Genomic DNA, 22,606 nt, shown 5'->3' with positions numbered 1-22,606 from the left:
GGCCTGTTTTTTCATTGTCTTTCATTTCAAAATATATTCATTGGCATTTCATCAGACTCATCTGATGTTGTGTTGATAATTCATTTTTATCTCTCAATTGTCATGCAAGAAATCTTAGATATAAACCAAATTCAACAATTCATTCAGCAGGGATTCATCAGAATTGATAATGCTTTTTCGGCAGATATAGCACAAGAAGCAAGAAATATTCTCTGGAAAGATACTGGCTGCGACCCCAACGATAAAAGCACCTGGACAAAACCTGTGGTTCGTTTGGGCATGTACACCCAAGAGCCATTTATTAAGGCTGCCAATACACCTGCGCTACATCAGGCTTTCAATCAGTTGGTTGGGCAAGGCAACTGGATACCTTGTATGAGCATGGGTACATTTCCGGTACGTTTTCCGTCGGCAGAAGAACCGAATGATACCGGGTGGCATATAGATGCCAGTTTTGCAGGTGATGACCCTGCTGACTTTTTTGAATGGCGTGTAAATGTTCACTCAAAGGGTCGGGCTTTATTGATGCTCTTTCTTTTTTCTGATGTCAGTGAAAAAGATGCCCCTACCCGTATTCGTGTGGGGTCTCATATTGATGTAGCACGCCTATTACAATCGTATGGTGAACGGGGACTTTCATTTATGGAACTGGCAACGAAACTAACAGAAATGTCTGAAAGAGAAGAAGTGTCAGCCACCGGAAAAGCAGGGACTGTGTACCTATGTCATCCATTTATAGCCCATGCAGCGCAGGCACATCAGGGTACCGAACCTCGTTTTCTGGCGCAACCTCCCCTTTTACTCAGAAACGCTTTAGTAATTGAGGATAAGAATGGAGAATATAGCCCTGTTGAGCAAGCCATCAGATTGGGCTTACATAAAAGGTAAGGCTAAAAATAAAACACCTTACTTAGCCATATAGGGTAAGTAAGGTGCTTGATAGGTTTCTTCATCAACTACTTAAACTGATGCGTTCTGAATATCCGGATAATTTCCTGCTCATTGCCTGGATTTTGTATCGAAAGAGCCGTGGAATTCATTTCGTCTTTGTAAATAATTGCCCTCAGTATAATAAAGATTATTACGAATAAATATGTTTTATAACGTGAGCTCACCAGTGCGTGAGGCATATTTTCTGATTGGGCTGCGAACTCTGAGATTGTGCAATGCACAGCCAATAACCATTAGCGAATCCTGATATTGGAATAGCTTTAGTTTCAATCTATCAGTTAAAGAACGAAGTCTTTTAATACCTGCATTACCATGTTCAGCAATCACTCTTTCCTTAGATTTTGCTTTGTTGGTATCTTTGGATTCTTGTGACAACTCACCCTTTTTTTGTTTCTTTTTAGGGATGATTATTGTAACATTTATTGGATTATAAGCTAAATACCCTAAATCAACCCTTAAACTGGTATTTTCCGGAAAATGATAGTTTTCCTGATCGCAAATAGCTTTGTCGTGAATTTTCCCTTCATAAGTCTGACTTAAAAACAAGACTTCTGAACCGTCGTCAAAGATAATATTGTTCTTTATGGTGTGGTCTTTTTTTTACCGCTGAACAATTCTTTTTGTGATTCATAATCCACATTTCGAGCTACCGGACGCTCTGTGGCATCCATTGAAAAAGTATTATCCGGATGCTTTTCCAAGACAGTTTGTAACTCCTCATTACTGCGGCAAGGAGTTAATTTTGATTTCGATAAGGTTTCTAAAAGCAAATTATTTAAAATTTTGACTATCCGACTTACTTTGCCTTGTGAAATCCCAAAATTAGCTCCCTGAAATTCTTGCAGGGGAGCATTTTTTAAATAAACCATTAAAAAAAATAGTTTATCTCTGTGAGAACCTAATCTTTCGTTACTACGAATTTCATATTTTGGAATTACTCGTAATTGACCTTGTAAGGTATGCCAGCGAAAGTAGTTTTCACTAATTGGCTCAAAATGCCTTAATAAAAAGTCGAATTCAATAACTTTTAGGCTTGTTAGCGATAAAAATCGCTTCTCATTAGTATGTGTATCTTCGTAAGTTAGTGCCATCAATGCAAAGTTACGCACGCACACGTTTTAAATTAGCTTTTTTTTCGTAATAATCTTTAATGGTATTATCTTGTTTTTCTTTAGCAATCACCGCTCTCTTGCCATTAATACTGGTTTCTTCATAAGAAAGCGGTTTGGGATTACCGTCTTTGTTAATATCACCATTATACCAGCCGTGGTCAAAATAGATTTTATCAGAGCCTCTTTCAAAATAACCTACATAGCTGTCTATTCCTTGTAAGGGTACTAATTTCCAGTCCTGAGTAGGAAATCGTAAAGAAAACGCCGGATTTTCAATGGGAAATAATTTATCCCACTCAGGGTCTATATACTCAGCAGGCTTATTACAAGCGGCTATAGCAAATAGTAGCAACAGAAATGTTATAGCTTTCATAGTTCACCAGATTTCATCTATCCATATTATATTTACTCGATACCTCTGTTAGCTGTAATTGAGTACCGTTGAGTAGATGGATTTCATACGTGGCGTTGAAAGTCCCGCCCCAAAATATCCCATTAATATTTATCTTGTTATTAGCCTTATCCCAACTGCCTTTTGTTTCATTATAAGTAATCGGAGGGGTGCCACACCAACCGGCATTCTGTCGGGTGATAAGTAACCCATTGGCTTTAAATCCGTATCCGGGTTTATCCTGCTCAAATTGAGATGCCCGATGAAAACTAATCAGTGATTTATTTTCAATAGATTCATATTTATCTAAAACCCATGTCCCTATAATCGGGTTTTCAGGGTCATATTTTTCCCTACAGCCCAACAGCAGTCCGGCAAAGAGCAAAGCAACAATATAGCGTATATTCTTAGTCATAGGAGTGAGTTTTTATATAAGATACTTTTTATAGCAAAACAGTTGGAGTGTCATAAGAATTTGTCCTGAAATGTCATAAAATGTGGTGAAAACTATCTTTTTAAGGAAGTAATAGAGCATTTAATTCAGGTAAATCATAAAAATTTAAAAATATTTATTATACAAGCTACCTTTTTTTACATAGTAGCTTGTATATTTGAATATTATTTACTTTAAACATTTACAGATTATGAAAAACTTTCTTTTATTCGCCCTCCTACTTACCTGTATTTCAGGTTTTGCCCAATGCAACCTTGATTTATCGTTGACTTCCAACAAAACCGAATACTTCGATGGCTCAGGCGCCCTGCAACGTTCAGTTGATGAAAGCAGTACTATTGAAATCATCAAAAAACAGGTATTGATTAACCCCGGAAATAGTGGCAATATCATGACCGCAACTATTACTTCTTATACCTGCGAATGGCCTACGGCTTACAAAGAAGGCAAAAGCGTAATCAAAGCCGATTTTGATGACCCATCAGGTAATACACGCCATGCTACTATGACCCTTGAGGGAAAAGATGGAAAAGTAACTTTTACCATGGAAATAGCCGAAATGGCTGACAGAGTAATTAAGGTTACGATTGATACTTTTAAAGAAAAGAAATAAAACTGCCCTATAGAAAAGAAGCAAACTATAAGAACCCAAAAATGATATTGGCGACCCCAATATCATTTTTTTATTAATTAATTATTGTTTTACATTAATTAATTATATATTTACATCAAATTTCGTTCAATCATTATCAATCAGAACGGTTTTTATCTTTTCAGAAGCCCCTCAAAAAGGAGCACGGAATTGTATTGTTTAAAATCTATAAAATTATGAATCAGCTATCACTCAAAAACATCAACAAAACCTATGGCAACGGGGTCAGAGCCATTGAAGAAGTAACCCTCGAACTCAGCAATGGCATGTTTGGCTTATTAGGTCCTAACGGTGCCGGAAAATCTTCATTAATGAAAACTATTGTCGGCCTGCAAAGGCCTGATAGTGGCAGCATTACACTGAATGGGATTGATATAGTAACCGACACCGATTTCATTAAACAGCAGTTGGGTTTCCTGCCGCAGGATTTTGGCGTGTATCCCAAAATATCAGCCTACGATTTACTGAATCATCTGGCAACGCTGAAAGGGGTTGTGAATAAAACAGCCCGGAAAGAACAGGTATTGGCACTGTTAGATAAAGTTAATCTGTATCAGCATCGCCATAAAGAAGTTCATACTTTTTCGGGTGGTATGCGCCAGCGTTTTGGTATTGCTCAGGCTTTACTGGGTAATCCGCAAGTGATTATTGTTGATGAGCCTACTGCCGGACTTGACCCCGAAGAACGCAACCGCTTCAACAACCTGTTAAGCGAAATAGGCGAAGATATGATTATTATCCTTTCAACCCATCTGGTAGAGGATGTAAAAAACCTCTGTCCTAACATGGCTGTGATGCATCAGGGCAAAGTCATTGCTCAGGGCAAACCCTCTCATTTTATTAATTCGCTGGCAGGTGCCATCTGGAAAAAAACCATTGATAAGAAAGAAAGAGGTGCATACGAGCAACATTTCAGCATTATTTCTACCCAACTCACCGAGGGTAAGCTGAGTATTCATGTCTATGCTGAAACTCAACCCGACAGCCATTTTGAGCTGCTCTCACCTACGCTGGAAGATTACTATTTCTTTATGATGAACCAACAAAAACAGGCCGCATGAAAACCACAACACAGTTTAAATATCTTCTCGCATTTGAGTTGAGTCTCTTTTTCAAAAGAGTCTGGATATATGTCGTTTTATTGGCGTTTTTAGGGCTGGGTTTTGTAGGCGGTTCTTCATTTTCAGCATTCACTACTGAAAATACTTTCCGCAATTCACCTTTTGCTATTACCTATATTTTAGGGTATTTATCGCTCATCTGCATATTTTCGTCAAGTATCTTAGCTGCACAGGTATTGTTCCGTGAGCAGGAGCATCATTTTTCTATGGTGTTGTATGCCACTCCTTTAAAGAAAATCAACTTCTTTCTGAGCAGATTTCTCATTGTTTTTGGTATCAATAGCTTCACTTTTTTTCTGTTAGTAACAGGCTTTGCCGTAGGGCAAACCATGTCCCGCTTTGATGCCAGCGAGATGGGGCCTTTTCATCTCTGGTATTATTATCAACCTTTTTTGTTGCTTACCCTACCCAATGCTTTTTTCTGTTCTGCTGTGGTGTGTAGTATAGGCTTACTCACAAAAAACAAGTTACTTGTCTATATATCGGGCTTATTTATTTTCATTGCCTATCAGGTATCGCTCATTTTTTCAGGTTCACCCCTGATTGCAGGAGCCTTACCTCCTACCGAGGAATCTATGCAAATGGCTGCCCGATTTGACCCTTTTGGCTTGTCAGCCTTTTTGCATCACACCCTTCAATGGTCTGCTATTCAACGCAATACCACACTGACTGCTCTTACAGGCACAATGTTGTTCAACAGGTTATTTTATGGGATAGTATCTTTTATACTACTGTTGGTATCGCATCAATTATTCAGTTTTTCGGTTGATAGTAAAAGCAGAAAGGTAAAGGAAAAAGCCCAGACAAAAGGTTTTATTCCGGCTTATCGTGCAGTTCTCCCCCAGGCTTTCAGTGTACCACATTCGTTTAAATCACTGCTCAGTCTGGTAAAAATTGACCTGACATTTGTACTGAAAAGTATTCCTTTCCTGCTGATTCTGATAGGTATGGTTTTCTTTGTTTCGATGGAAATGTATGGAGAAATTGAACAGGGTATTCGCATTCCCGAAAACTATGTAAGCACCGCTTTAATAGTCAATACTATTTTAGAGACTTTCCCTGCGCTTTGTAGTTTAGTGATTTTGTTTTATAGCAACGAACTGCTCTGGCGAAGCCGCTCGTCGAACTTTCATCTGATAGAAAACACTACACCTGTGAGCCTGTATATACAGTTTTTTGCCAAGTGGTTTTCAATGGTTTGTATCATTCTTCTGCTGATTACAGGTGTGGTGCTGACAGGTATCGTTTTTCAGTTAGTGTATCATTATCCGCACATCGAATGGTTTACGTATATAAGTATAAGTTATTTAGCAGGACTACCACTCATATTAAGTGCAGGTATTGTAATAGCCATTCAACAATTGAGCAAAAACAGATACGTTGGGCTGGTATTGTCCACCATTTTTGTACTGCTCACTACCACCAGTATCGGCACTGCGATACACATTACACATCCTCTGCTTAGGATAGGAAATGCTTTTGGCGGAGAATACAGTACTATGAGTGGTTTCGGGGCTCATCTCATTGCATTTAGCTGGCGAATGTTGTTTGGGGTTTGTACTACTTTTATTATCATGCTATTGGCTGTTCAATTCCAACAAAGAGGTAGGAAATCATGGAATTTGCCTATCGGAATAACTCTTCTGGTATTAGTAATAATGGCTACTGCCTCGGGTATTTATATCAATAGTCAGTTAGACTTAACAGACCAGGAAAGCACACTTGAATGGCAGGCCAATTATGAGAAAAAATACCGACAATTTCAAAATCTACCCAAGCCGACTATAAGGGCGGTACAAACTAAAATTGATGTATTTCCCGAAAAAAATGCGTATAATGTCTCAGCCACTTATACCTTGCAAAACAGTACCAATCAACCTATTACGAAGCTTTTGTTTTATCTCACTCCTGAGATTTCGCTGAAAAGCCTGCAAGTGGCTGGGCTAAAAGTAAATACTGCTGATGAGGAGTTCGGACATTACTGGATTAACCTGCCGAAACCTTTACAGTCTCAGGATAGTATTCAGGCAGATTTTGAACTAAGCTATACGTGGAATGCTTTTACAAAACTGAGTCCTTTCAATGCACCCGTAGAAAACGGCGCATTTATGCGTATCAGCAATTATTTTCCGCAATTAGGTTATCAGTCCGGCAACGAAATTGATAATGAAGTAGAACGAAAAGCACGTAATTTAGGCAAGGCAACTCCACACAAAAACCTGGAGGCACCCCGTCAACAAGAAGCAGAATGGTTGACAATAGATATGCAAATTTCTACTTCTGCCAATCAGACAGCCATCGGTATAGGCGAATTGGTGAACCATTGGACTGTCAATAACCGCAACTATTTTCATTACAAAACCGATGTACCTGTCCGGTTCAGGTTTGGCGTGTCTTCTGCCAATTATGCTGTCAGAAAAATCCGTCATCGGGGTATTGACATTGAAGTATATTACCACCCTACCCACCACGAAAACGTTGCCGGATTAATAGCCAATGCCAAAAACACGCTTGATTATTGCGAGACTAATTTTGGGAAATACCCTTTCAACACCATTCGCTTTGCCGAAATCTCGGCATTCAGCAAAGGTTTTGCAGCTACTGCCTATCCGGCCACTATATTTATGACCGAAAACATGGTTTTTCATGCCAATATCAAAGGAGATAAGCAACAGGATGTGATTAATGAACTGGCAGGCCATGAGCTTTCTCATATATGGTGGGGAAGCACCCGATTTGTACCCGACGAAAGAGAAGGGGGAAGATTTCTGAGCGAAACCCTTGCGATGTACACCGAACTGATGCTCGTAAAAAAAATGTACGGACAAAAACGGGTATTAGAAAACGTGCGGATGCACAAAAACATCTACCTGAGTGACAGAGGTTTCAGCGATGAGCAACCACTTTATAAAACTGATTACAGCAATCTGCATCAGTTTTACTCAAAAGGCATGGTAGCTATGTATCAACTCTCTGAACTCATTGGCGAGGACAAAGTAAATACCGCCTTGCGGAATCTCTATCAGAAATATGCAGGTAGTAATACACTACCCATTACTACCGATTTTCTGAATGAGTTATATGCACTTACTGATGCCTCTATACACCCTGCCATTGATGATTTGTTTAAAAAGATTATCATCTACCAACCCATTGCCCAATCTATCCAGGCACGGCAAATTGATAATCAATATGAAACCATTTTTGAAGTGATTGTTAATAAATACCAGGAAGATGGTAAAGGCAAACAGGCTAAGGTAGATTTTTCGGGTACTATTGAAGTGGGATTTTCTTTTAAAGATGGGAAGGAACAGGTAATGAGTTTCCCTGTTAATCATAACAAAGCCAGTATTAAAGTAACCCATACTGAAAAGCCTGTAAAACTTGTTTTAGACCCTCATGAGAAAATGATAAAGGGTGATGAGGGGACAATTTATCGGGTGAAGTGAATAATTTATTAATCATTTCAAGCCATCAGCGCATTGCTGTTGGCTTTTTTTATTACCTCTTTCCAGTCTATTTCTACAAGTCTTATTCTGAGAATCTGCAATAACTCTTTCCATATTAAAATCAAATTAAAACAAAATTAAAACCGAAGCAGTCTTTTCTCCGTAATTACCAATAAAATAGTTATTACAATAATCACACATTTATGAAAACAATCAGATTCTATACGGCATTTCTTCTTTTGGGTCTTATTATCTCATCTTGTGAAGATGACAGCAAAACTATCGACATCATTAAGCCTGATGTAACGTTTTTCACCTTGGTTGATGGCAATAAGTTACTGAAAATCAATGCCATGAGTTCAGAAACGGCCATGACCACCACAAACATTACAGGCTTACAGGCAAGTGATGCCATAACGGCTATTGATTTTCGTCCTGCCACCGGAGAACTCTATGGCGTAAGTTCTCAAAATCGTATTTATGTCATTAATCAGGAAAATGGCTCTGCCCGTTTAATCGGTGCATCTGCGCTTAATCCTGTAGTGAGTGGCTCGGCAGTGGCGCTTGATTTTAACCCGACAGTGGATAGAATCAGGCTCGTAACCAGTAGCGGGCAAAACCTGCGTTTACACCCTGAAACAGGCGCAGTAGCCGCCACTGACGGCGCTATTAACGGCGGTTCAAGTCCGGGTATTGAAGCCGTGGCTTATACCAATAATATGGCAGGGGTTACTACTACTGTTTTATATGATATTGACCCGAAATCGGATAAATTATACAAACAAGACCCACCTAACAATGGCACATTGGTAGAAGTCGGTGCTTTGGGTATAGATGTAACGATGGCGGCAGGTTTTGATATTAGCCCGGAAGGAGATATAGCCCTTGCAGCCGTAATGACAGGCGGAAAATGGGAACTGCATCAGGTAGATTTAACCACAGGTAAACTCAGTAAATTAGGCAATTTACCATCAGGCAATATCATAGGGCTGGCTATTCCTACCGCTCCGGTGGCCTATGGTGTTGATGATGCCAATAACCTGCTGATTTTTAATTTCATGAAAGCAGGTACACCTGTTAGCAAAACCATCACAGGTTTGCAGAACGGAGAAACCATCTTAGGGATTGATATGCGCCCGGCTACCGGACAACTCTATGCCTTGGGTAGCACAAGTCGTATATATGTCTTAAATATGTCGTCAGGGGCAGCTACTGCGGTAGGTACTGCACCATTCGCCACACTTTTGTCAGGAACCAGTTTCGGGTTCGATTTTAATCCTACCGTTGATAGAATCCGGTGTATCAGTAATACAGGGCAAAATCTGCGTTTACACCCTGAGACAGGAGCCATTGCGGCCGTAGATGGCGCATTAAATCCGGCCACGCCAAGCGTTACATCGTCGGCTTATACCAACAATTTTGCAGGTACTACTACAACAGCCCTCTACAACATTGACCATATGACCGACAAACTGACCAAACAAGACCCACCTAATAACGGGACTCAGGTAGAAGTGGGCAATTTAGGAATTAATGTTGAGGCGGCCGGAGGTTTTGATATAGGTAGCCGTAGCGGAACAGCCTACGCCGTGTTGCGGGTAGCAGACAAATCTGCTATTTACACTATCAATCTAACATCAGGAGCAAGTACTAAAACCATCGACTTGCCAACTACTATGCGCGCCTTTACTATCGGTTTAGGGTTTTGATAAATTTGTGAGAATTGAGAAACAGCCTTAAAGCATTTGCTTTAGGGCTGTTTTTTTGCGCGCCTAAAGGGGAATTTAAGTAATTAAAATAATGAATCTTATACCATCTTTCCATTCGACGACAGGCTTACTTTTAAATAGAATGATTAATTTGAAATATTTTCTTTAAATTATTGAAATTTTCGAATAGTCTATGGAACAGTTCATCAGAGCCATCAGGCAAATGATAAGTATTTCTGACACTGAAACAGATTCCCTTCTCGGATACTGTTACCTGAAAAGTTTCAGCCGAAAAACTTATCTCAGCACCCCCGGTAAAATATGCAATGAAGTTTTTTTTATCACGAAAGGCATCAGTCGTAATATTCTGATTGACAATGAAGGCGTAGAACATACGACTAATTTTACGATCGAAAATCAGTTTATAGCTGACTACGCCAGTTTCTTACAGAAAACGCCTTCTATCTATTATCTTCAGGCACTCGAATCGATTGAAGCCGTAGTGATGCCAAGAGAAGCGATAGAATGGGGATACCATAACCTGAAGCAAGGCGACAGGTTAGGCAGACTCATTGCCGAATATTATTTTGTTTATCATGATAACCAGATACGAAAGCAATATTTTGAAACACCCCAACAACGCTACGAAACTATCACACAGGTTTTCCCGGATATACACAACCGTGCACCACAACACATGATAGCTTCTTATCTGGGTATTACTTCTGTTCACCTTAGCCGATTAAAACGTACTTACGTCTGAAAATTGATTAATACCTTCAAAATCTAAACATTTGTTATCGTTTTTAGCTAAAAAGCGGATATAATTTTGTGGCTGTAAATTTTAAACAGAACCATGAAATTTTCGGCGAAAGAGAAAAACAGAATGAAAGAAAAATATGGCTCCTGGGCAGTTGTTACAGGTGCGTCATCAGGTATAGGTTATGAATTAGCCCTAAGATTAGCTGAAGCCGGAATCAACTTATTAATTAACGCCCGTAATGAGCTGAAACTGGAAGAAATCAGACAAGATTTTCAACGAAGGTTTGCTGTACAAGTGCTTTCGGTACCAGGAGATGTTTCAAGTGAAGATACCATCAATACCATTATTGAAAGTAGTAAAAATTTAGAGGTGGGTCTTTTGATTGTTTCGGCAGGTTTTGGAACATCCGGTGAATTTATCAATAATTCTATAGAAGCCGAGAAATCAATGCTAAGGGTCAATTGTGAGGCCTTACTGATACTTACTCATCATTTTAGTAAGGTGTTTGTTCAGCATAAACGAGGTGGAATTATCCTGATGAGTTCGATGGTGGCATTTCAGGGAGTACCCCATGCAGCCAATTATGCCGCTACCAAGGCCTATGTGCAATCGCTGGCAGAAGCTTTGGCGATAGAACTAAAACCACTGGGAGTTGATATACTGGCCGCAGCTCCCGGGCCGGTAAAAAGTGGTTTCGGGCAAAGAGCTGATATGAAAATGGGCTTTTCTCTGACACCGGAGCAAATTGGCGCTCCTATCTTAAAAGCCTTAGGCAGAAAAACCACGGTTCTTCCTGGCACATTAACCAAGTTTTTGGTTTACTCTCTAATGACAGTACCCCGCCGGGTAAAGGTACTTATCATGAATAAGGTAATGGGCAACATGACCAGGCATCAGGCACAATCGACGTAATGACGAGCATATTATTGCTTTCAGAGAAAGTAAGAAGCTGTTTGAGTTAAATTTTGAAGGTAAAAAAGAGCGGTTTTTGCTTCAAGACAAGATTTAAAAACCGGAGTTTAGCAGAGCTAAATGACGGTTTTTAAAGCGCAGTATTGAACAAAAAACGACTTTTTTAATTCAATAAGATTAACTCAAACAGCTTCTAATATATGGCATGTGAGAATTAATGGACAAAATGACAGTTTTAATGCTAATGAAGATTATTAGAAGCATAGCATTCTTTGTATTGATTTTGTAAAGCATTATTGGTTTTTTAGAGCCTTTTATTTTTTGACTTTGAGCTATTAATAGTGCTCATACCAGCTAAACCTTTTCTGAACAATTTGCGCTCTTTCTTCTGCCAAATAGGAAAGAAATGCCGAAGAAACAGGAGAATGTTTTTTACCTTTTAGCCATATCAAACTCCAGGTAGTTTTAATCGGCAGACCATCAATTGGAATAATGTATAACTCATTATTATATAGCTCATTTCTTATGCCTATGAGCGGCATAATTGAATACCCTAACCCAGCTAATACTGCTTGTTTTACCGCTTCATTAGAAGTAAGTTCCATCTTTTTTAAGACTGAAATATCACTATTATCAATAAATTTTTCCATAGTTTGTCTGGTACCTGAACCTTTTTCCCTAAAAATCAGAGGTAAATTCGCAAAGATTTCCTTTATGGGATTATCATTATCAGGCTTCATGTGAGCATTTCCTACCAGGTATAATTTGTTTTGAAGTAAATCAAGTTTCTCCACGTTTAATATAGTTGGCAAAATAGAAACAAGAGCGAAGTCTACTTCATTATTTTCAAGACTTTCTACAACCTTACTTTTATTAGTTACATCCATCACTAATTCTATTCCAGAATGTTTATGCATAAAATCAGCAAGAAAGTATGGCATAACATACTTTCCTGTTGATACTACCGAAATCTTTAATCGGCCTGTCAACTGGCCTTTATATGCCAAAGTTTTATAATTGATAGCATACACCTGATTAATAATATTTTCAGCCGCTTCTGCAATCTCTCGTCCAAAATCGGTTATATGAATTTTTCTACCGACTACCTCTGTCAGAGGTATATCAAACTGGTCCTGAAAATTTTTTAACTGAATAGAAACGGCTGGTTGAGTCAGGTTTAAATCTTCAGAAGCTTTGGTTACACTTTGTGTCTGCACAACTTTTAAAAAAATTTGCAACTGATTTAGTGTATAATTCATAAGATATATTTATGATTTTTATTACAAATATAAATAAAAATTTATTAATTGAAATACTCAACTTTGTGCCGTTAAAAATAAACTCAATTCAAAATGACAAAAATAACAATTGCCAAAGGTGATGGAATAGGGCCTGAAATAATGGACGCTACACTTGAAATAATTTTAGCAGCAGGCGCTAAAATTGAAACCGAAGAAATAGAAGTAGGTGAGAAAGTGTATCTGTCGGGTAATACTTCGGGTATTGCTCCAAAGGCCTGGGACATTATCAGAAAAAATAAAATAATTCTGAAAGCTCCTATTACTACACCACAAGGCGGAGGTTACAAAAGCCTGAATGTAACAACCAGAAAATTTCTCGGGCTTTACTCAAATGTAAGACCTTGCATGAGTTTACACCCATTTGTGAGCACCAAGCATCCGGTAATGGACCTTGTTATTATCAGAGAAAATGAAGAAGATTTGTATGCAGGTATTGAACATCAGCAAACTGACGAAGTGGTACAATGCCTGAAATTAATCAGCAGACCCGGATGTGAAAAAATTGTTCGCTATGCTTTTGAATATGCCAGACAGCAAAACAGAAAAAAGGTAACCTGTTTTACCAAGGACAATATCATGAAGCAAACAGACGGTTTGTTTCATCAGGTATTCGATGAAATTGCCAAAGAATATCCGGAAATAGAAAACGAGCATTGGATAATTGATATTGGCGCAGCTAAAATGGCTGATACTCCGGAGGCATTTGATGTAATTGTGATGCCCAATTTATATGGAGATGTGCTGAGTGATGTGGCTGCCCAGATAACAGGGTCAGTAGGGCTGGCAGGCTCAGCTAATATAGGGGAAGAATGCGCTATGTTTGAGGCCATACATGGTTCGGCACCAAGAAGAGCCGGGCAAAATATAGCTAATCCTTCAGGTTTATTACAGGGGTCGATTATGATGCTGAACCATATCGGACAAACCGCTATTGCAGAAAATGTGCAAAACGCATGGTTAAAAACATTAGAAGATGGTATTCACACCTATGATATTTTCAAAGAAGGAATCAGTAAACAGAAAGTGGGTACTAAAGAATTTGCTAAAGCGGTGATTGCCAATCTGGGGAATAAGCCCACGCTTCTAAAGGCCGTCTCATACGCCAACAGTTCTCATTTAAATCTGCCAAAATATAAACGAAAACCTTCTGCCAATAAAGATTTAGTCGGTGTTGACGTGTTTGTTCACTGGTCAGGTACAAATCCAGATGAATTAGCAAACAAAATTAAGCGAATTGAAAGTGAATCGCTCCATCTGAATATGATTACCAACAGAGGTATAAAAGTATGGCCTAATGGGTTCAAAGAAACCTTCTGTACTGATCACTGGAGATGTCGCTTTAAACCCGTTGAAGGAGTTGAGATCAGCAAAAAAGCAATCATCAGGCTTTTAGAAAATGCCCTTAATGAAAACATTGATACTATCAAAACAGAAAACCTTTATTCATTTGACGGAAAACCCGCTTACTCATTAGGGCAAGGTCAATAAACTTATCTATTATGAATATTCAACTTATACAAGGAGAGTTCAGCTCTCAGGATGCTTTAGAACTCATCACTCAATTGATACATATAAAAATAAAGTATCACGAAAATAAAATAGCTACTAATAGCAACGAAGAAGATATAAAATATAGAGAGTCAAAAATAAAAAGATTACAAAAAGAACTCTTCGATTTTAGAAGTAGCATTAGAAGAGAAGAACCGGGCTTGAGATTGGACGCTATTATTACGATTGAGCATTCCTGAAAAAATAGTGCGAAAGCTGTTATTGATTTCTAATGTTCATCTCCTTTATAGCAGGAGTGTGTAGGATATATCCTACACACTCCTGCTATTTATGAAATAGTTTTGAAAATTCACATACATATATAATCATGGCTAATAAACTATTTATCGTATGTCCATTTTCAGGTCTGGAAACTTTTATACGGAAAAAATATGGCAATGAAGTTTTCTTTCTGACTTACGCAGGTACTGTATTAGAGACGCACGATTTCGTATATAACTTAGGTGTAAAACATCTTATTTTTAAAGAAAGAATAAAAACAATTTATATAGTAAATGATACCTCATGCAGATTTATTAATAGTATTATTAAAAGAAAAAAGTTAGCAGGGCTAACCTGCGAGAAGGTCATTGAAGAACTATATATCGAATATTATTTTTCTTACTTTCAAAGCCAGCAATATTTGCACAACAATATAATTTGGCAGAATTAAATATTCAAACGCAGATAAATAAAATTTTGAATTATACACTTTTTAAAGATTTCATTTCTGAATCAGGCATAGAAATAAAGGGTATTATTACATCAAAAGAAAATAATTTATTTAAAGAGTTACCATCAAAAATACTATAGATAAAATTTATAAGTAAACGAAAACCTTCAGGTATCTGGCATCAATAAAGTTTGGTAGTTGTTAAATGTCCTGAAATTTTGTAATCTACATCAGGCACAATCAGTTTAATAATTGTTTCAGCGTTTCTTCATTATTCTCTTCAAAATAAGGATGATGATATTGGTGGAGTTTCATAAGTACCTGTAGTAAATGATTCTTCTCCTCAATACTTAAGTTGCCAACAATATGGCCAGCCATTTTCTGAATTCCGTTCTGAATCAGCCCATACTGTGTGCGACCTTTATCAGTCAGTGATAAAAGTTTTGAGCGGGCATCTGCCGGATTGTCTCTTTCTTGTAGCATGCCATCACGGAGCAATCTTTTCAGCACTTCATTCCCTGACGATTTCTCCTGAATACACATACGCAGAACATCTATTTTCTTAAACTCCTTATTGGGAAAAAGAGAAACCAGAACGGCGAAGTCGTCGAGTGAATATACTTCTGTATTACGAAATACCCTTCTGGCATAAAACTGTGCATACTTATAAGCAATACCCAAAAACATTGAAATTAAGCCATCTTGTGATGGAACAGGGTTTTTGGGCACTTGTTGCGATTGATTGGCTTGATTAATTATCCATGATACAAATTGCTCCTTTTGCCAGCGTTGTGCATGGGTTTGTTGCTGATATGCCTCAGCCAGAGCAATAATTTCCTTTAAAATAGTATAGTCCATAGCTTGAAATTTTAGCAATTTAAAAAAAAATAGTTTTACATCATACTATAAAAAATATTTTTGTCTTATATAAAACATTTTTATTCTTATAAATGTTCTATATAAAACTAATCTAATTCATTTGGTATGAAAACCACTAAATTCTACTCTATTTTTTTCTTAACATTATTTAGTTTCTGCGCTTTTGCCCAGAATACAGGAAATATTTACGGAAAAGTTACTGACAAAAATACCCAGGAACCCTTGATAGGTGCTACTGTAAGCGTTGAGCAATCTACCCAAGGCACTACTACCGACCTTGAAGGCAACTTTCGTCTATCGCTCCCCGTTGGCAGCTACAACCTGAAAGTCACTTGTGTGGGTTATCAAACCCTTGTTAAATACAATATTAACCTGACCTCAGGGAATGCGCAGTCTGTAAACTTTGAGTTACAAGCTGAAACTTCGGCTTTGAGTGAAGTAACAGTAAAAAATCAGAAAGAGAAATCGGCTATTGCATCAGATGTTATTACCCCGCTTTCTGTACAATCTCTTACGGTTGAAGAAATCAGAAGCAATCCGGGCGGTAATTTTGATGTATCAAAGGTGATTCAGGCACTGCCGGGTGTGGCCGGAACTACCGGAAGTGGGGGATTTAGAAACGATATTGTGCTCAGAGGTGGAGGGCCAAACGAAAATATCTATTACCTTGATGGTATCGAAATTCCTGTACTCAACCACTTTTCTACACAAGGTAGTGCCGGAGGTCCTGCCGGTATCATCAATACCGCCTTTGTCGAAGACATCAAATTGAGTACCTCAGCTTTTAATGCTCAATATGACAATGCTCTTTCGGGTGTTTTTGAAATCAACCAGAAAGTGGGTAATTCCGAGCGTCTGCAAAGTAATATCCGGTTGAGTGCTACTGAACTGGCGGCTACTTTCGACGGCAAAATCAGTGATAAAACCAATTTCTTACTTTCGGGGCGTCGTTCGTACCTACAACTTCTCTTCAAGCTGATAGACTTGCCTATCAGACCTAATTATTGGGACTTTCAAACCAAAATTACCCATAAATTAGGCGCTAAAACAACATTAAACCTGATAGGTGTAGGAGCAATTGATGATTTTAAATTTGCGCTACCCAAAGACCCAAGCCCCGAAAACATATATATCTTCCGCAATTCTTCGCTTATCAATCAATGGAATTATACAGCAGGAGCCTCTATCAGACATCTGATTAATAAAGGGTTTATCAATATTGCCCTGAGCCGTAATCATCTGAATAATTCATTAGAAAGGTATGAAGATAATAATAATCCGAATCCTGAGTTGCAGAATCTGTTTTCCCAATCGAAAGAAATTGAAAACAAGCTGCGGGCATATCTCAAAAAATCTCAGAATGGTTTTACTTATAGTGTAGGCGGTGTGATACAATATGTGAATTACCGGAATGATTTCTTTCAGAAAATAAGAAATGAAGTACTTGACGAAAACGGCAATATCATTCAGCCGGAAGTAGCTTATCGTTTTATGACTGACTTAAATTTCTGGAAGTATGGTGCTTTTGCGCAGGTTGGAAAAACCTTTTCTAATCAGGTAAGTTTGTCTGCCGGGTTAAGAACTGATATGAACAGCTTTACCAACGAAGGCCAGAATCCGCTCAAAACGCTCTCACCACGTCTTTCTGTATCTGTCCCTTTCAGCAGTAACTTCAGACTTAATGCCGCTTGGGGAAGCTATTATAAAATACCTATTTATACGGTGTTAGGTTTTAAAGATGCACAAGGCAATTATACCAACCAAAATAATAAGTACATCAGTACCATACACTACGCATTGGGTTTGGAGTATCTTCCTAAACCGGATTTAAGATTTACTGTAGAAGGCTTTTATAAAGATTACCGCAATTATCCGATTACCACCCTGAATAATCTATCCTTAGCCAACCTGGGTGGCGATTTTGGAGCCATTGGCAATGAAGCCGTGCAATCGGTGGGTAAAGGACAGACTTATGGAGTTGAGTTCTTTGTGCAACAGAAACTTGTGAAACGGAACTTTCTGACACTTTCATACACCTTTGTACGAAGCAAATTTGGTGGACAGAATACCGATTTAAGACCCTCTGCCTGGGATGTCCGTCATCTGGTTTCGCTGATTTACGGTCTTAAACTAAATAAACAATGGGAGTTAGGAGTAAAATATCGCTTTGCCGGGGGTAGCCCATATACACCCTATGACCTGGCTGCCTCTCAGCAAAATTACCTGACACTTGGACAAGGAATCTTTGATTATACCCAATTAAATTCGGTTCGTCTGAAAGCCTTTAATCAGGTGGATATACGTGTGGATAAAAAATGGAATTATTCTCGCTGGACATTGGATTTATTCTTAGATATACAGAATGTATTTGCCTTTAAAAATGCGTCTATTCCTTATTTTACCTTTAAACGCAAAGCTGATAATTCTGACTTTGAAACGACCGATGGCCAAGGTATCAAGTCTGACGGGTCAAATGCTATTCCGGTTATTTTAGATAATCTATCAGGAAGACCAACCCCAAGTGTTGGATTTATTATAGAATTTTAAACCTGTTAAAATGTATGATTTTTAATTCAGGCATTAACAAACGAGAATTTAATTACTATTATAAAGTCATTATTGAAAACGAAGTAACAAACGAACATGAGGTATCCGTCAATCAGCTTTTAAACTTGTTGAAAGATTATGTTTTTCAATCTCTCAGACAGTTTAAATCAGGGAAAAAAATGAATCTCATCTATTCTACTCACTATTTTTTCAGAGAAACAATAGAGAAAGGATTCTATAGTTTTGAATGCGACATCATTGATTTTACAGCTAATAAAGTAGCCATTGAAGCTTATCTTTATAATGAAAATCATTCAAAACTCATGATGAAGTGGTTTAGTGTATATGAGCGGAAGGTATTTAAAAAAATATAAAGTTTTGACAGGTTTATCGAATTTCCTTCAAAAAAACAAACAATAGATTTTTCAGAATCTTAATAGACTCCTCCTTCCTTCCAATCAGAAACAAACCGGCCAGTAAAAAGAATGATTGTACTGGCCGGTTTGTTTCAGGTTATTAATCAACCCCCTATTCTGTTGCCAATAAGAGACTGTTTGTCTTTGAATGTTAAATGAAAAAATATTAAAAACGGCCAATTAAAATTGACAATAATGATTTTTGAGAATAGGTCAAATATCAATCTGTTCTCAAAGTAAACAGAACTTTGTATCCGCTTAATAAATGTTTATACTCAAATAAAAAATTAATGCAGAATAACAGCATATACTAATGAGGGTGGTATCAAAATTGCAATACTTATATACGTACAATTGAAAAATAATATATTTAAGCTCTTTGTGGAAAAGAGATTATATCTATAGCAACAATTGTTAAACAGGCGTACATAATATTTATTCCTCAACTGCCAATGAACCACCTTTCCATCTCTGGTAAACTGTTGTGTTTGATTTTTTGCTTACTGCTGTCCTCTATTACTTTTGCTCAATTATCTCAAACAGGCAAAAGTGCTAAAAAAAAGCAAGTCATTACTGCACCAACTCAAACTACTTATCCTGACCTTGCACTGAATGAAAGTGTTAACGATGAGGTCATAATTAAAAACCTTATAAATTACAAAGTTTCAGAACCTGTACCTGATAGCCCTACTTCAGTATCAGCCAGCCCCACCAGTATTTGCGCAGGGAGTAATGTTTCTTTGACGGCCACTTGTGCAACCGGTACAGTAACCTGGTATAATCAGGAAACCGGAGGAACAGCTATTGGTACAGGCTCACCATTAATAACAAGTCCTGCTGTTACAACAACCTACTACGCCTCCTGCTTTGTTAGTGGAGCACCCGCAAGAATAGCGGTAGGTGATAGTGAAAGTAGTAGAGTATCTGCGGGAACAGTAACTGTTACAGGCATACCTGCCAATCCGACAAGCGTTTCGGTTAATAAAACGACTATCTGTCTGGGGGAGACTGTTACTTTAACTGCCAATTGTAGCAGTGGAACGGTAACCTGGTATAGAGAAACAACTGCCATTGGAACCGGGTCAGGTTTAATCCAAAGTCCTACCGACGAGCAGACGAGATATTTTGCTAAATGTATAAACGGCTCATGCGAAAGTAATTTTGTAGCTGTAGATGGGGTAAATGTGAATCCTTTACCGGATTTTCCGACAGACGTTTCGGTTAGCGAGACAAATATTTGTTCAGGCACTGCTGTCACATTATCAGCTAATTGTAGCACCGGAACGCTTACTTGGTATACTCAGGCAACCGGAGGATCGGCTATTGGCATAGAAACAGACCTTAGCCAGAGTCCGACTACAAATATTATATACTATGCTGCTTGTATAGGTGAGTTTTGCGAAAGTGTACGTGTAGCTACTACAGAAGTAAATGTTACAGCTATGCCGGGTATTCCAACAGATGTTTTGGTAAATAAGACCAGTACTTTTATCGGCACAACCGTTTATTTAACCGCTACTTGTAGTTCGGGGACAGTTACCTGGTACAATCAGGGTACAGGGGGTGATGCAATAGGCACAGGGTCAGGGTTAAGCATTGCACCGTCAACTACTACCATCTACTATGCCAGCTGTAAGAACGGGTCTTGCGAGAGCAACAGAGAGGCAACCAGTGAAGTAACAGTTGCGACTTTGACCGACCCGACAGCTGTTTCTGTCAATAAAACGAGTATTGTGAGTGGGGCAAAAGTGATATTTAGCGCTACTTGCAGCGGTGGGCAAGTAGTTTGGTACAATCAGGAGAGCGGAGGTAACGAAATAGGTGTCGGTACGTCAGTCGGATATTACCCAAGCCAAAATATGACTTTCTATGCTACTTGCAGAAATGGTATTTATGAAACCACTAGGGTAGCCACCAATGCCGTGAGTGTGATTAGTATGCCGCAGTTGCCTTATATGGTAAGTGATAATATTAATCCGGGAGAGACGTCCTCAGAACTGGACGAACTGACCAATGTAAATGGGACGCTATTTTTTACCACTGAAAACCCTGAGTATGGACGGGAATTATGGAAGACTGACGGGACATTAGAAGGAACGATGCTTGTAAAGAATATTAACCCCGGCCCAGACCCTTCGTATACCAACTCGCTTAAAAAGGTGGGTAATCTTTTGTTTTTGCGGCAAGTGATGGTGTACATGGCAATGAATTATGGATTAGTAATGGAGAAGCCGATGGAACTGTGATGGTAAAAGATATAATTACTGGCATTACCAATACCGAGATTGGTTTCATCACTGATGTAAACGGAATAGCCTATTTTACAGTAAACGATGAAACAACCGTCGGGAAAGAATTATGGAAAAGTTACGGAACAGCCAATGGTACTGTACTACTAAAAGATATAATGCCCGGAGTAAACAGTTCTGAACCTAGTATCCTTATCAATATGAATGGTACTTTATTTTTTACAGCCATTGGAGAAGGTTCGGGTAGGGGGATGTTCTTGAATAGAATTTAATAACTCATCAAAATCCTGACACTCTTCATAATCAAAGCCCCTTTCTGAAAAGTAAATCGCTTGTTTTACATCAAAATGTATGAAAATGGTTCTGATAACTTCTTGCCAACCTTCTCTTACCTTTTTGTGTGAGTTAGTGCATAGCTCAAACCATTTCGAAAAAGTATCAAAATCGCCACTAAAATCGAATATATTATTACTTAACGTGAGTTCGATGGTTAAAATATTGTATTTCAATTAGTTATAATAAGAATTGGAGTAAAAATGAGAAATTTATGAATTCCCGTCCATAAACCTCAAAAATCACCCCAATTCTTATGCAATATAATGAAAATAAGCTAATTGAAATCTTTGTGAGATGCGATGATTTCTGTCAATTATTTGATAATTGGTTAGCAAAAAGGGGGGTACCTGCAAACCAAAACCAACCCTTAAGTACCTTAAGTGATAGTGAAATTTTGACACTTATTATATTCTATCATTATTCAGGATATAAATGCTTTCAGTACTATTATCAAGATTTAGTAAGGAATGTTTTAGTGAAAGATTTCCCTAAAATACCTTCATATAATCGTTTTATTGAATTAATTCCCTATCAGACTCTGAGATTACAAATGTTCTTAAAATACCTTTCTTTGTTTTCTATTAGGACGGGTAATTATTTTATTGATAGTAAGAAAATGCCCGTTTGTGATAATAGACGAATTCATTCAAATAAAGTCTTTGTAGGGTTTGCTGGTCGTGGAAAATCTTCTACTGGTTGGTTCTATGGACTAAAAACCCACCTGATAATCAATGAATTAGGTCAAATTATTAATTTCGCCCTTACACCAGCCAATATCTCTGATAATGATGACAGACTTATGAATTATATGTTTGATGGTCTAAAAGGACAATGCTTTGGTGATAAAGGATATCTAACTAAACTCTTTGAACAATACTATCTCAGAGGGCTTTTATTGATTACTAAAGTCAGAAAAAATATGAAAAATAAACTGATGAAAATAAAAGACAAAATCAACCTAAAAAAACGGGCTTTGATAGAATCTGTCAATGACATTCTAATGACTGTTTTTGACATAGATCATACCAGACATAGAAATCCTATCAATGCTATGGCTCATACTTTTGGTGGACTAATTGCATATTGCTTTTATGAGACTAAACCAGCTACTTTCATCATTAAATAAACATCGAATTCACGTTA

23 protein-coding genes are annotated in these 22,606 nt (G+C 38.0%); 16 read left to right on the top strand and 7 right to left on the bottom strand.

Annotated features, from left to right (window positions below; translation table 11 throughout):
* Positions 1 to 102: 102 nt before the first annotated feature.
* Positions 103 to 888 carry a phytanoyl-CoA dioxygenase family protein gene (locus tag EWM59_RS22270; protein WP_130023463.1) on the top strand — a complete coding sequence of 262 codons (786 nt, stop codon included), beginning with the start codon at positions 103 to 105 and terminating at the stop codon, positions 886 to 888.
* Between the two features lie 80 nt (positions 889 to 968).
* Positions 969 to 1,091: a hypothetical protein gene (locus EWM59_RS28605; RefSeq protein ID WP_262709301.1), complete on the top strand. Its 123-nt coding sequence runs from the start codon at positions 969 to 971 to the stop codon at positions 1,089 to 1,091.
* Positions 1,092 to 1,098: 7 nt separating this feature from the next.
* On the opposite strand, the gene EWM59_RS22265 is transcribed toward EWM59_RS28605, so the two are convergent.
* From EWM59_RS22265 to EWM59_RS22250, 4 genes are read right to left on the bottom strand one after another with little or no spacing between them, the layout of a single operon-like run.
* Positions 1,099 to 1,497 (bottom strand): transposase family protein, encoded by a 399-nt coding sequence (locus EWM59_RS22265; RefSeq protein ID WP_229239414.1) that lies wholly within the window; start codon positions 1,495 to 1,497, stop codon positions 1,099 to 1,101.
* A gap of 35 nt (positions 1,498 to 1,532) precedes the next feature.
* Complete coding sequence (locus EWM59_RS22260; RefSeq protein WP_130023461.1) at positions 1,533 to 2,042, bottom strand: transposase family protein; 510 nt, start codon at positions 2,040 to 2,042, stop codon at positions 1,533 to 1,535.
* 10 nt (positions 2,043 to 2,052) lie between these two features.
* Positions 2,053 to 2,436 carry a hypothetical protein gene (locus EWM59_RS22255; RefSeq protein WP_130023460.1) on the bottom strand — a complete coding sequence of 128 codons (384 nt, stop codon included), beginning with the start codon at positions 2,434 to 2,436 and terminating at the stop codon, positions 2,053 to 2,055.
* Positions 2,437 to 2,449: 13 nt separating this feature from the next.
* Entirely contained in the window at positions 2,450 to 2,869 is a 420-nt protein-coding gene (locus EWM59_RS22250) for a hypothetical protein (RefSeq protein WP_130023459.1), read from the bottom strand.
* 229 nt (positions 2,870 to 3,098) lie between these two features.
* Between EWM59_RS22250 and EWM59_RS22245 the strand changes: the two genes are divergently transcribed.
* From EWM59_RS22245 to EWM59_RS22220, 6 genes are all read left to right on the top strand, one after another.
* Positions 3,099 to 3,521, top strand: coding sequence for a hypothetical protein (locus tag EWM59_RS22245; protein WP_130023458.1), 423 nt, complete (start codon positions 3,099 to 3,101; stop codon positions 3,519 to 3,521).
* A gap of 215 nt (positions 3,522 to 3,736) precedes the next feature.
* Positions 3,737 to 4,621, top strand: coding sequence for an ABC transporter ATP-binding protein (locus EWM59_RS22240; protein WP_130023457.1), 885 nt, complete (start codon positions 3,737 to 3,739; stop codon positions 4,619 to 4,621).
* Entirely contained in the window at positions 4,618 to 8,130 is a 3,513-nt protein-coding gene (locus EWM59_RS22235; protein WP_130023456.1) for an ABC transporter permease/M1 family aminopeptidase, read from the top strand. Before EWM59_RS22240 ends, EWM59_RS22235 begins: the two co-directional genes overlap by 4 nt.
* A gap of 203 nt (positions 8,131 to 8,333) precedes the next feature.
* Positions 8,334 to 9,839 carry a DUF4394 domain-containing protein gene (locus EWM59_RS22230; RefSeq protein ID WP_130023455.1) on the top strand — a complete coding sequence of 502 codons (1,506 nt, stop codon included), beginning with the start codon at positions 8,334 to 8,336 and terminating at the stop codon, positions 9,837 to 9,839.
* Between the two features lie 193 nt (positions 9,840 to 10,032).
* Positions 10,033 to 10,602, top strand: a complete 570-nt coding sequence (locus EWM59_RS22225) for a Crp/Fnr family transcriptional regulator (RefSeq protein ID WP_130023454.1) — start codon at positions 10,033 to 10,035, stop codon at positions 10,600 to 10,602.
* 93 nt (positions 10,603 to 10,695) lie between these two features.
* The gene (locus tag EWM59_RS22220; RefSeq protein WP_130023453.1) at positions 10,696 to 11,514 is read left to right on the top strand and encodes an SDR family NAD(P)-dependent oxidoreductase; all 819 of its coding nucleotides are present in this window, start codon (positions 10,696 to 10,698) and stop codon (positions 11,512 to 11,514) included.
* 177 nt (positions 11,515 to 11,691) lie between these two features.
* Here EWM59_RS22220 and EWM59_RS28830 read toward each other — a convergent pair whose 3' ends face one another.
* Positions 11,692 to 11,808: a hypothetical protein gene (locus tag EWM59_RS28830; protein WP_130023452.1), complete on the bottom strand. Its 117-nt coding sequence runs from the start codon at positions 11,806 to 11,808 to the stop codon at positions 11,692 to 11,694.
* A 41-nt stretch (positions 11,809 to 11,849) separates the two neighbouring features.
* Positions 11,850 to 12,773, bottom strand: coding sequence for a LysR family transcriptional regulator (locus tag EWM59_RS22210; protein WP_130023451.1), 924 nt, complete (start codon positions 12,771 to 12,773; stop codon positions 11,850 to 11,852).
* Between the two features lie 93 nt (positions 12,774 to 12,866).
* Here EWM59_RS22210 and EWM59_RS22205 point away from each other — a divergent pair, with 93 nt between their 5' ends.
* The 3 genes from EWM59_RS22205 (at position 12,867) to EWM59_RS22195 (ending at position 15,036) form a co-directional block, all read left to right on the top strand.
* Positions 12,867 to 14,303 carry an NADP-dependent isocitrate dehydrogenase gene (locus EWM59_RS22205; protein WP_130023450.1) on the top strand — a complete coding sequence of 479 codons (1,437 nt, stop codon included), beginning with the start codon at positions 12,867 to 12,869 and terminating at the stop codon, positions 14,301 to 14,303.
* Between the two features lie 11 nt (positions 14,304 to 14,314).
* Positions 14,315 to 14,563: a hypothetical protein gene (locus EWM59_RS22200; protein ID WP_130023449.1), complete on the top strand. Its 249-nt coding sequence runs from the start codon at positions 14,315 to 14,317 to the stop codon at positions 14,561 to 14,563.
* 128 nt (positions 14,564 to 14,691) lie between these two features.
* Complete coding sequence (locus EWM59_RS22195) at positions 14,692 to 15,036, top strand: hypothetical protein (RefSeq protein ID WP_130023448.1); 345 nt, start codon at positions 14,692 to 14,694, stop codon at positions 15,034 to 15,036.
* A 240-nt stretch (positions 15,037 to 15,276) separates the two neighbouring features.
* Here EWM59_RS22195 and EWM59_RS22190 read toward each other — a convergent pair whose 3' ends face one another.
* Positions 15,277 to 15,894: a MarR family winged helix-turn-helix transcriptional regulator gene (locus tag EWM59_RS22190; RefSeq protein ID WP_130023447.1), complete on the bottom strand. Its 618-nt coding sequence runs from the start codon at positions 15,892 to 15,894 to the stop codon at positions 15,277 to 15,279.
* Between the two features lie 126 nt (positions 15,895 to 16,020).
* On the opposite strand from EWM59_RS22190, the gene EWM59_RS22185 reads away from it, so the two are divergent.
* From EWM59_RS22185 to EWM59_RS22165, 5 genes are all read left to right on the top strand, one after another.
* Complete coding sequence (locus EWM59_RS22185; protein ID WP_130023446.1) at positions 16,021 to 18,462, top strand: TonB-dependent receptor; 2,442 nt, start codon at positions 16,021 to 16,023, stop codon at positions 18,460 to 18,462.
* A 14-nt stretch (positions 18,463 to 18,476) separates the two neighbouring features.
* A complete protein-coding gene (locus tag EWM59_RS22180) occupies positions 18,477 to 18,836 on the top strand; it encodes a hypothetical protein (protein ID WP_130023445.1) in 360 nt (119 codons plus the stop codon).
* Positions 18,837 to 19,330: 494 nt separating this feature from the next.
* Positions 19,331 to 21,124 (top strand): Ig-like domain-containing protein, encoded by a 1,794-nt coding sequence (locus EWM59_RS22175; RefSeq protein ID WP_130023444.1) that lies wholly within the window; start codon positions 19,331 to 19,333, stop codon positions 21,122 to 21,124.
* Positions 21,124 to 21,399 carry a hypothetical protein gene (locus tag EWM59_RS22170; RefSeq protein ID WP_130023443.1) on the top strand — a complete coding sequence of 92 codons (276 nt, stop codon included), beginning with the start codon at positions 21,124 to 21,126 and terminating at the stop codon, positions 21,397 to 21,399. Before EWM59_RS22175 ends, EWM59_RS22170 begins: the two co-directional genes overlap by 1 nt.
* A gap of 317 nt (positions 21,400 to 21,716) precedes the next feature.
* Entirely contained in the window at positions 21,717 to 22,589 is an 873-nt protein-coding gene (locus EWM59_RS22165) for an IS982 family transposase (RefSeq protein ID WP_229239262.1), read from the top strand.
* Positions 22,590 to 22,606: the final 17 nt, after the last annotated feature.

The sequence above is a fragment of the Emticicia agri genome (genome assembly GCF_004168285.1).
Classification (GTDB): domain Bacteria; phylum Bacteroidota; class Bacteroidia; order Cytophagales; family Spirosomataceae; genus Emticicia; species Emticicia agri.
Note: the sequence above shows the minus strand (reverse complement) of the source record. Positions and strands in the feature narration are given on the sequence as shown.

Coding starts and splice junctions, on each gene's coding strand:
- EWM59_RS22235 (WP_130023456.1), top strand. CDS start 4,618: ATGAAAACCACAACACAGTTTAAATATCTTCTCGCATTTGAGTTGAGT.
- EWM59_RS28830 (WP_130023452.1), bottom strand. CDS start 11,808: ATGCTTTACAAAATCAATACAAAGAATGCTATGCTTCTAATAATCTTC.
- EWM59_RS22190 (WP_130023447.1), bottom strand. CDS start 15,894: ATGGACTATACTATTTTAAAGGAAATTATTGCTCTGGCTGAGGCATAT.
- EWM59_RS22210 (WP_130023451.1), bottom strand. CDS start 12,773: ATGAATTATACACTAAATCAGTTGCAAATTTTTTTAAAAGTTGTGCAG.
- EWM59_RS22230 (WP_130023455.1), top strand. CDS start 8,334: ATGAAAACAATCAGATTCTATACGGCATTTCTTCTTTTGGGTCTTATT.
- EWM59_RS22180 (WP_130023445.1), top strand. CDS start 18,477: ATGATTTTTAATTCAGGCATTAACAAACGAGAATTTAATTACTATTAT.
- EWM59_RS22220 (WP_130023453.1), top strand. CDS start 10,696: ATGAAATTTTCGGCGAAAGAGAAAAACAGAATGAAAGAAAAATATGGC.
- EWM59_RS22170 (WP_130023443.1), top strand. CDS start 21,124: ATGGTAAAAGATATAATTACTGGCATTACCAATACCGAGATTGGTTTC.
- EWM59_RS22240 (WP_130023457.1), top strand. CDS start 3,737: ATGAATCAGCTATCACTCAAAAACATCAACAAAACCTATGGCAACGGG.
- EWM59_RS28605 (WP_262709301.1), top strand. CDS start 969: ATGCGTTCTGAATATCCGGATAATTTCCTGCTCATTGCCTGGATTTTG.
- EWM59_RS22255 (WP_130023460.1), bottom strand. CDS start 2,436: ATGAAAGCTATAACATTTCTGTTGCTACTATTTGCTATAGCCGCTTGT.
- EWM59_RS22175 (WP_130023444.1), top strand. CDS start 19,331: ATGAACCACCTTTCCATCTCTGGTAAACTGTTGTGTTTGATTTTTTGC.
- EWM59_RS22200 (WP_130023449.1), top strand. CDS start 14,315: ATGAATATTCAACTTATACAAGGAGAGTTCAGCTCTCAGGATGCTTTA.
- EWM59_RS22195 (WP_130023448.1), top strand. CDS start 14,692: ATGGCTAATAAACTATTTATCGTATGTCCATTTTCAGGTCTGGAAACT.
- EWM59_RS22260 (WP_130023461.1), bottom strand. CDS start 2,042: ATGGCACTAACTTACGAAGATACACATACTAATGAGAAGCGATTTTTA.
- EWM59_RS22225 (WP_130023454.1), top strand. CDS start 10,033: ATGGAACAGTTCATCAGAGCCATCAGGCAAATGATAAGTATTTCTGAC.
- EWM59_RS22165 (WP_229239262.1), top strand. CDS start 21,717: ATGCAATATAATGAAAATAAGCTAATTGAAATCTTTGTGAGATGCGAT.
- EWM59_RS22250 (WP_130023459.1), bottom strand. CDS start 2,869: ATGACTAAGAATATACGCTATATTGTTGCTTTGCTCTTTGCCGGACTG.
- EWM59_RS22205 (WP_130023450.1), top strand. CDS start 12,867: ATGACAAAAATAACAATTGCCAAAGGTGATGGAATAGGGCCTGAAATA.
- EWM59_RS22185 (WP_130023446.1), top strand. CDS start 16,021: ATGAAAACCACTAAATTCTACTCTATTTTTTTCTTAACATTATTTAGT.
- EWM59_RS22270 (WP_130023463.1), top strand. CDS start 103: ATGCAAGAAATCTTAGATATAAACCAAATTCAACAATTCATTCAGCAG.
- EWM59_RS22245 (WP_130023458.1), top strand. CDS start 3,099: ATGAAAAACTTTCTTTTATTCGCCCTCCTACTTACCTGTATTTCAGGT.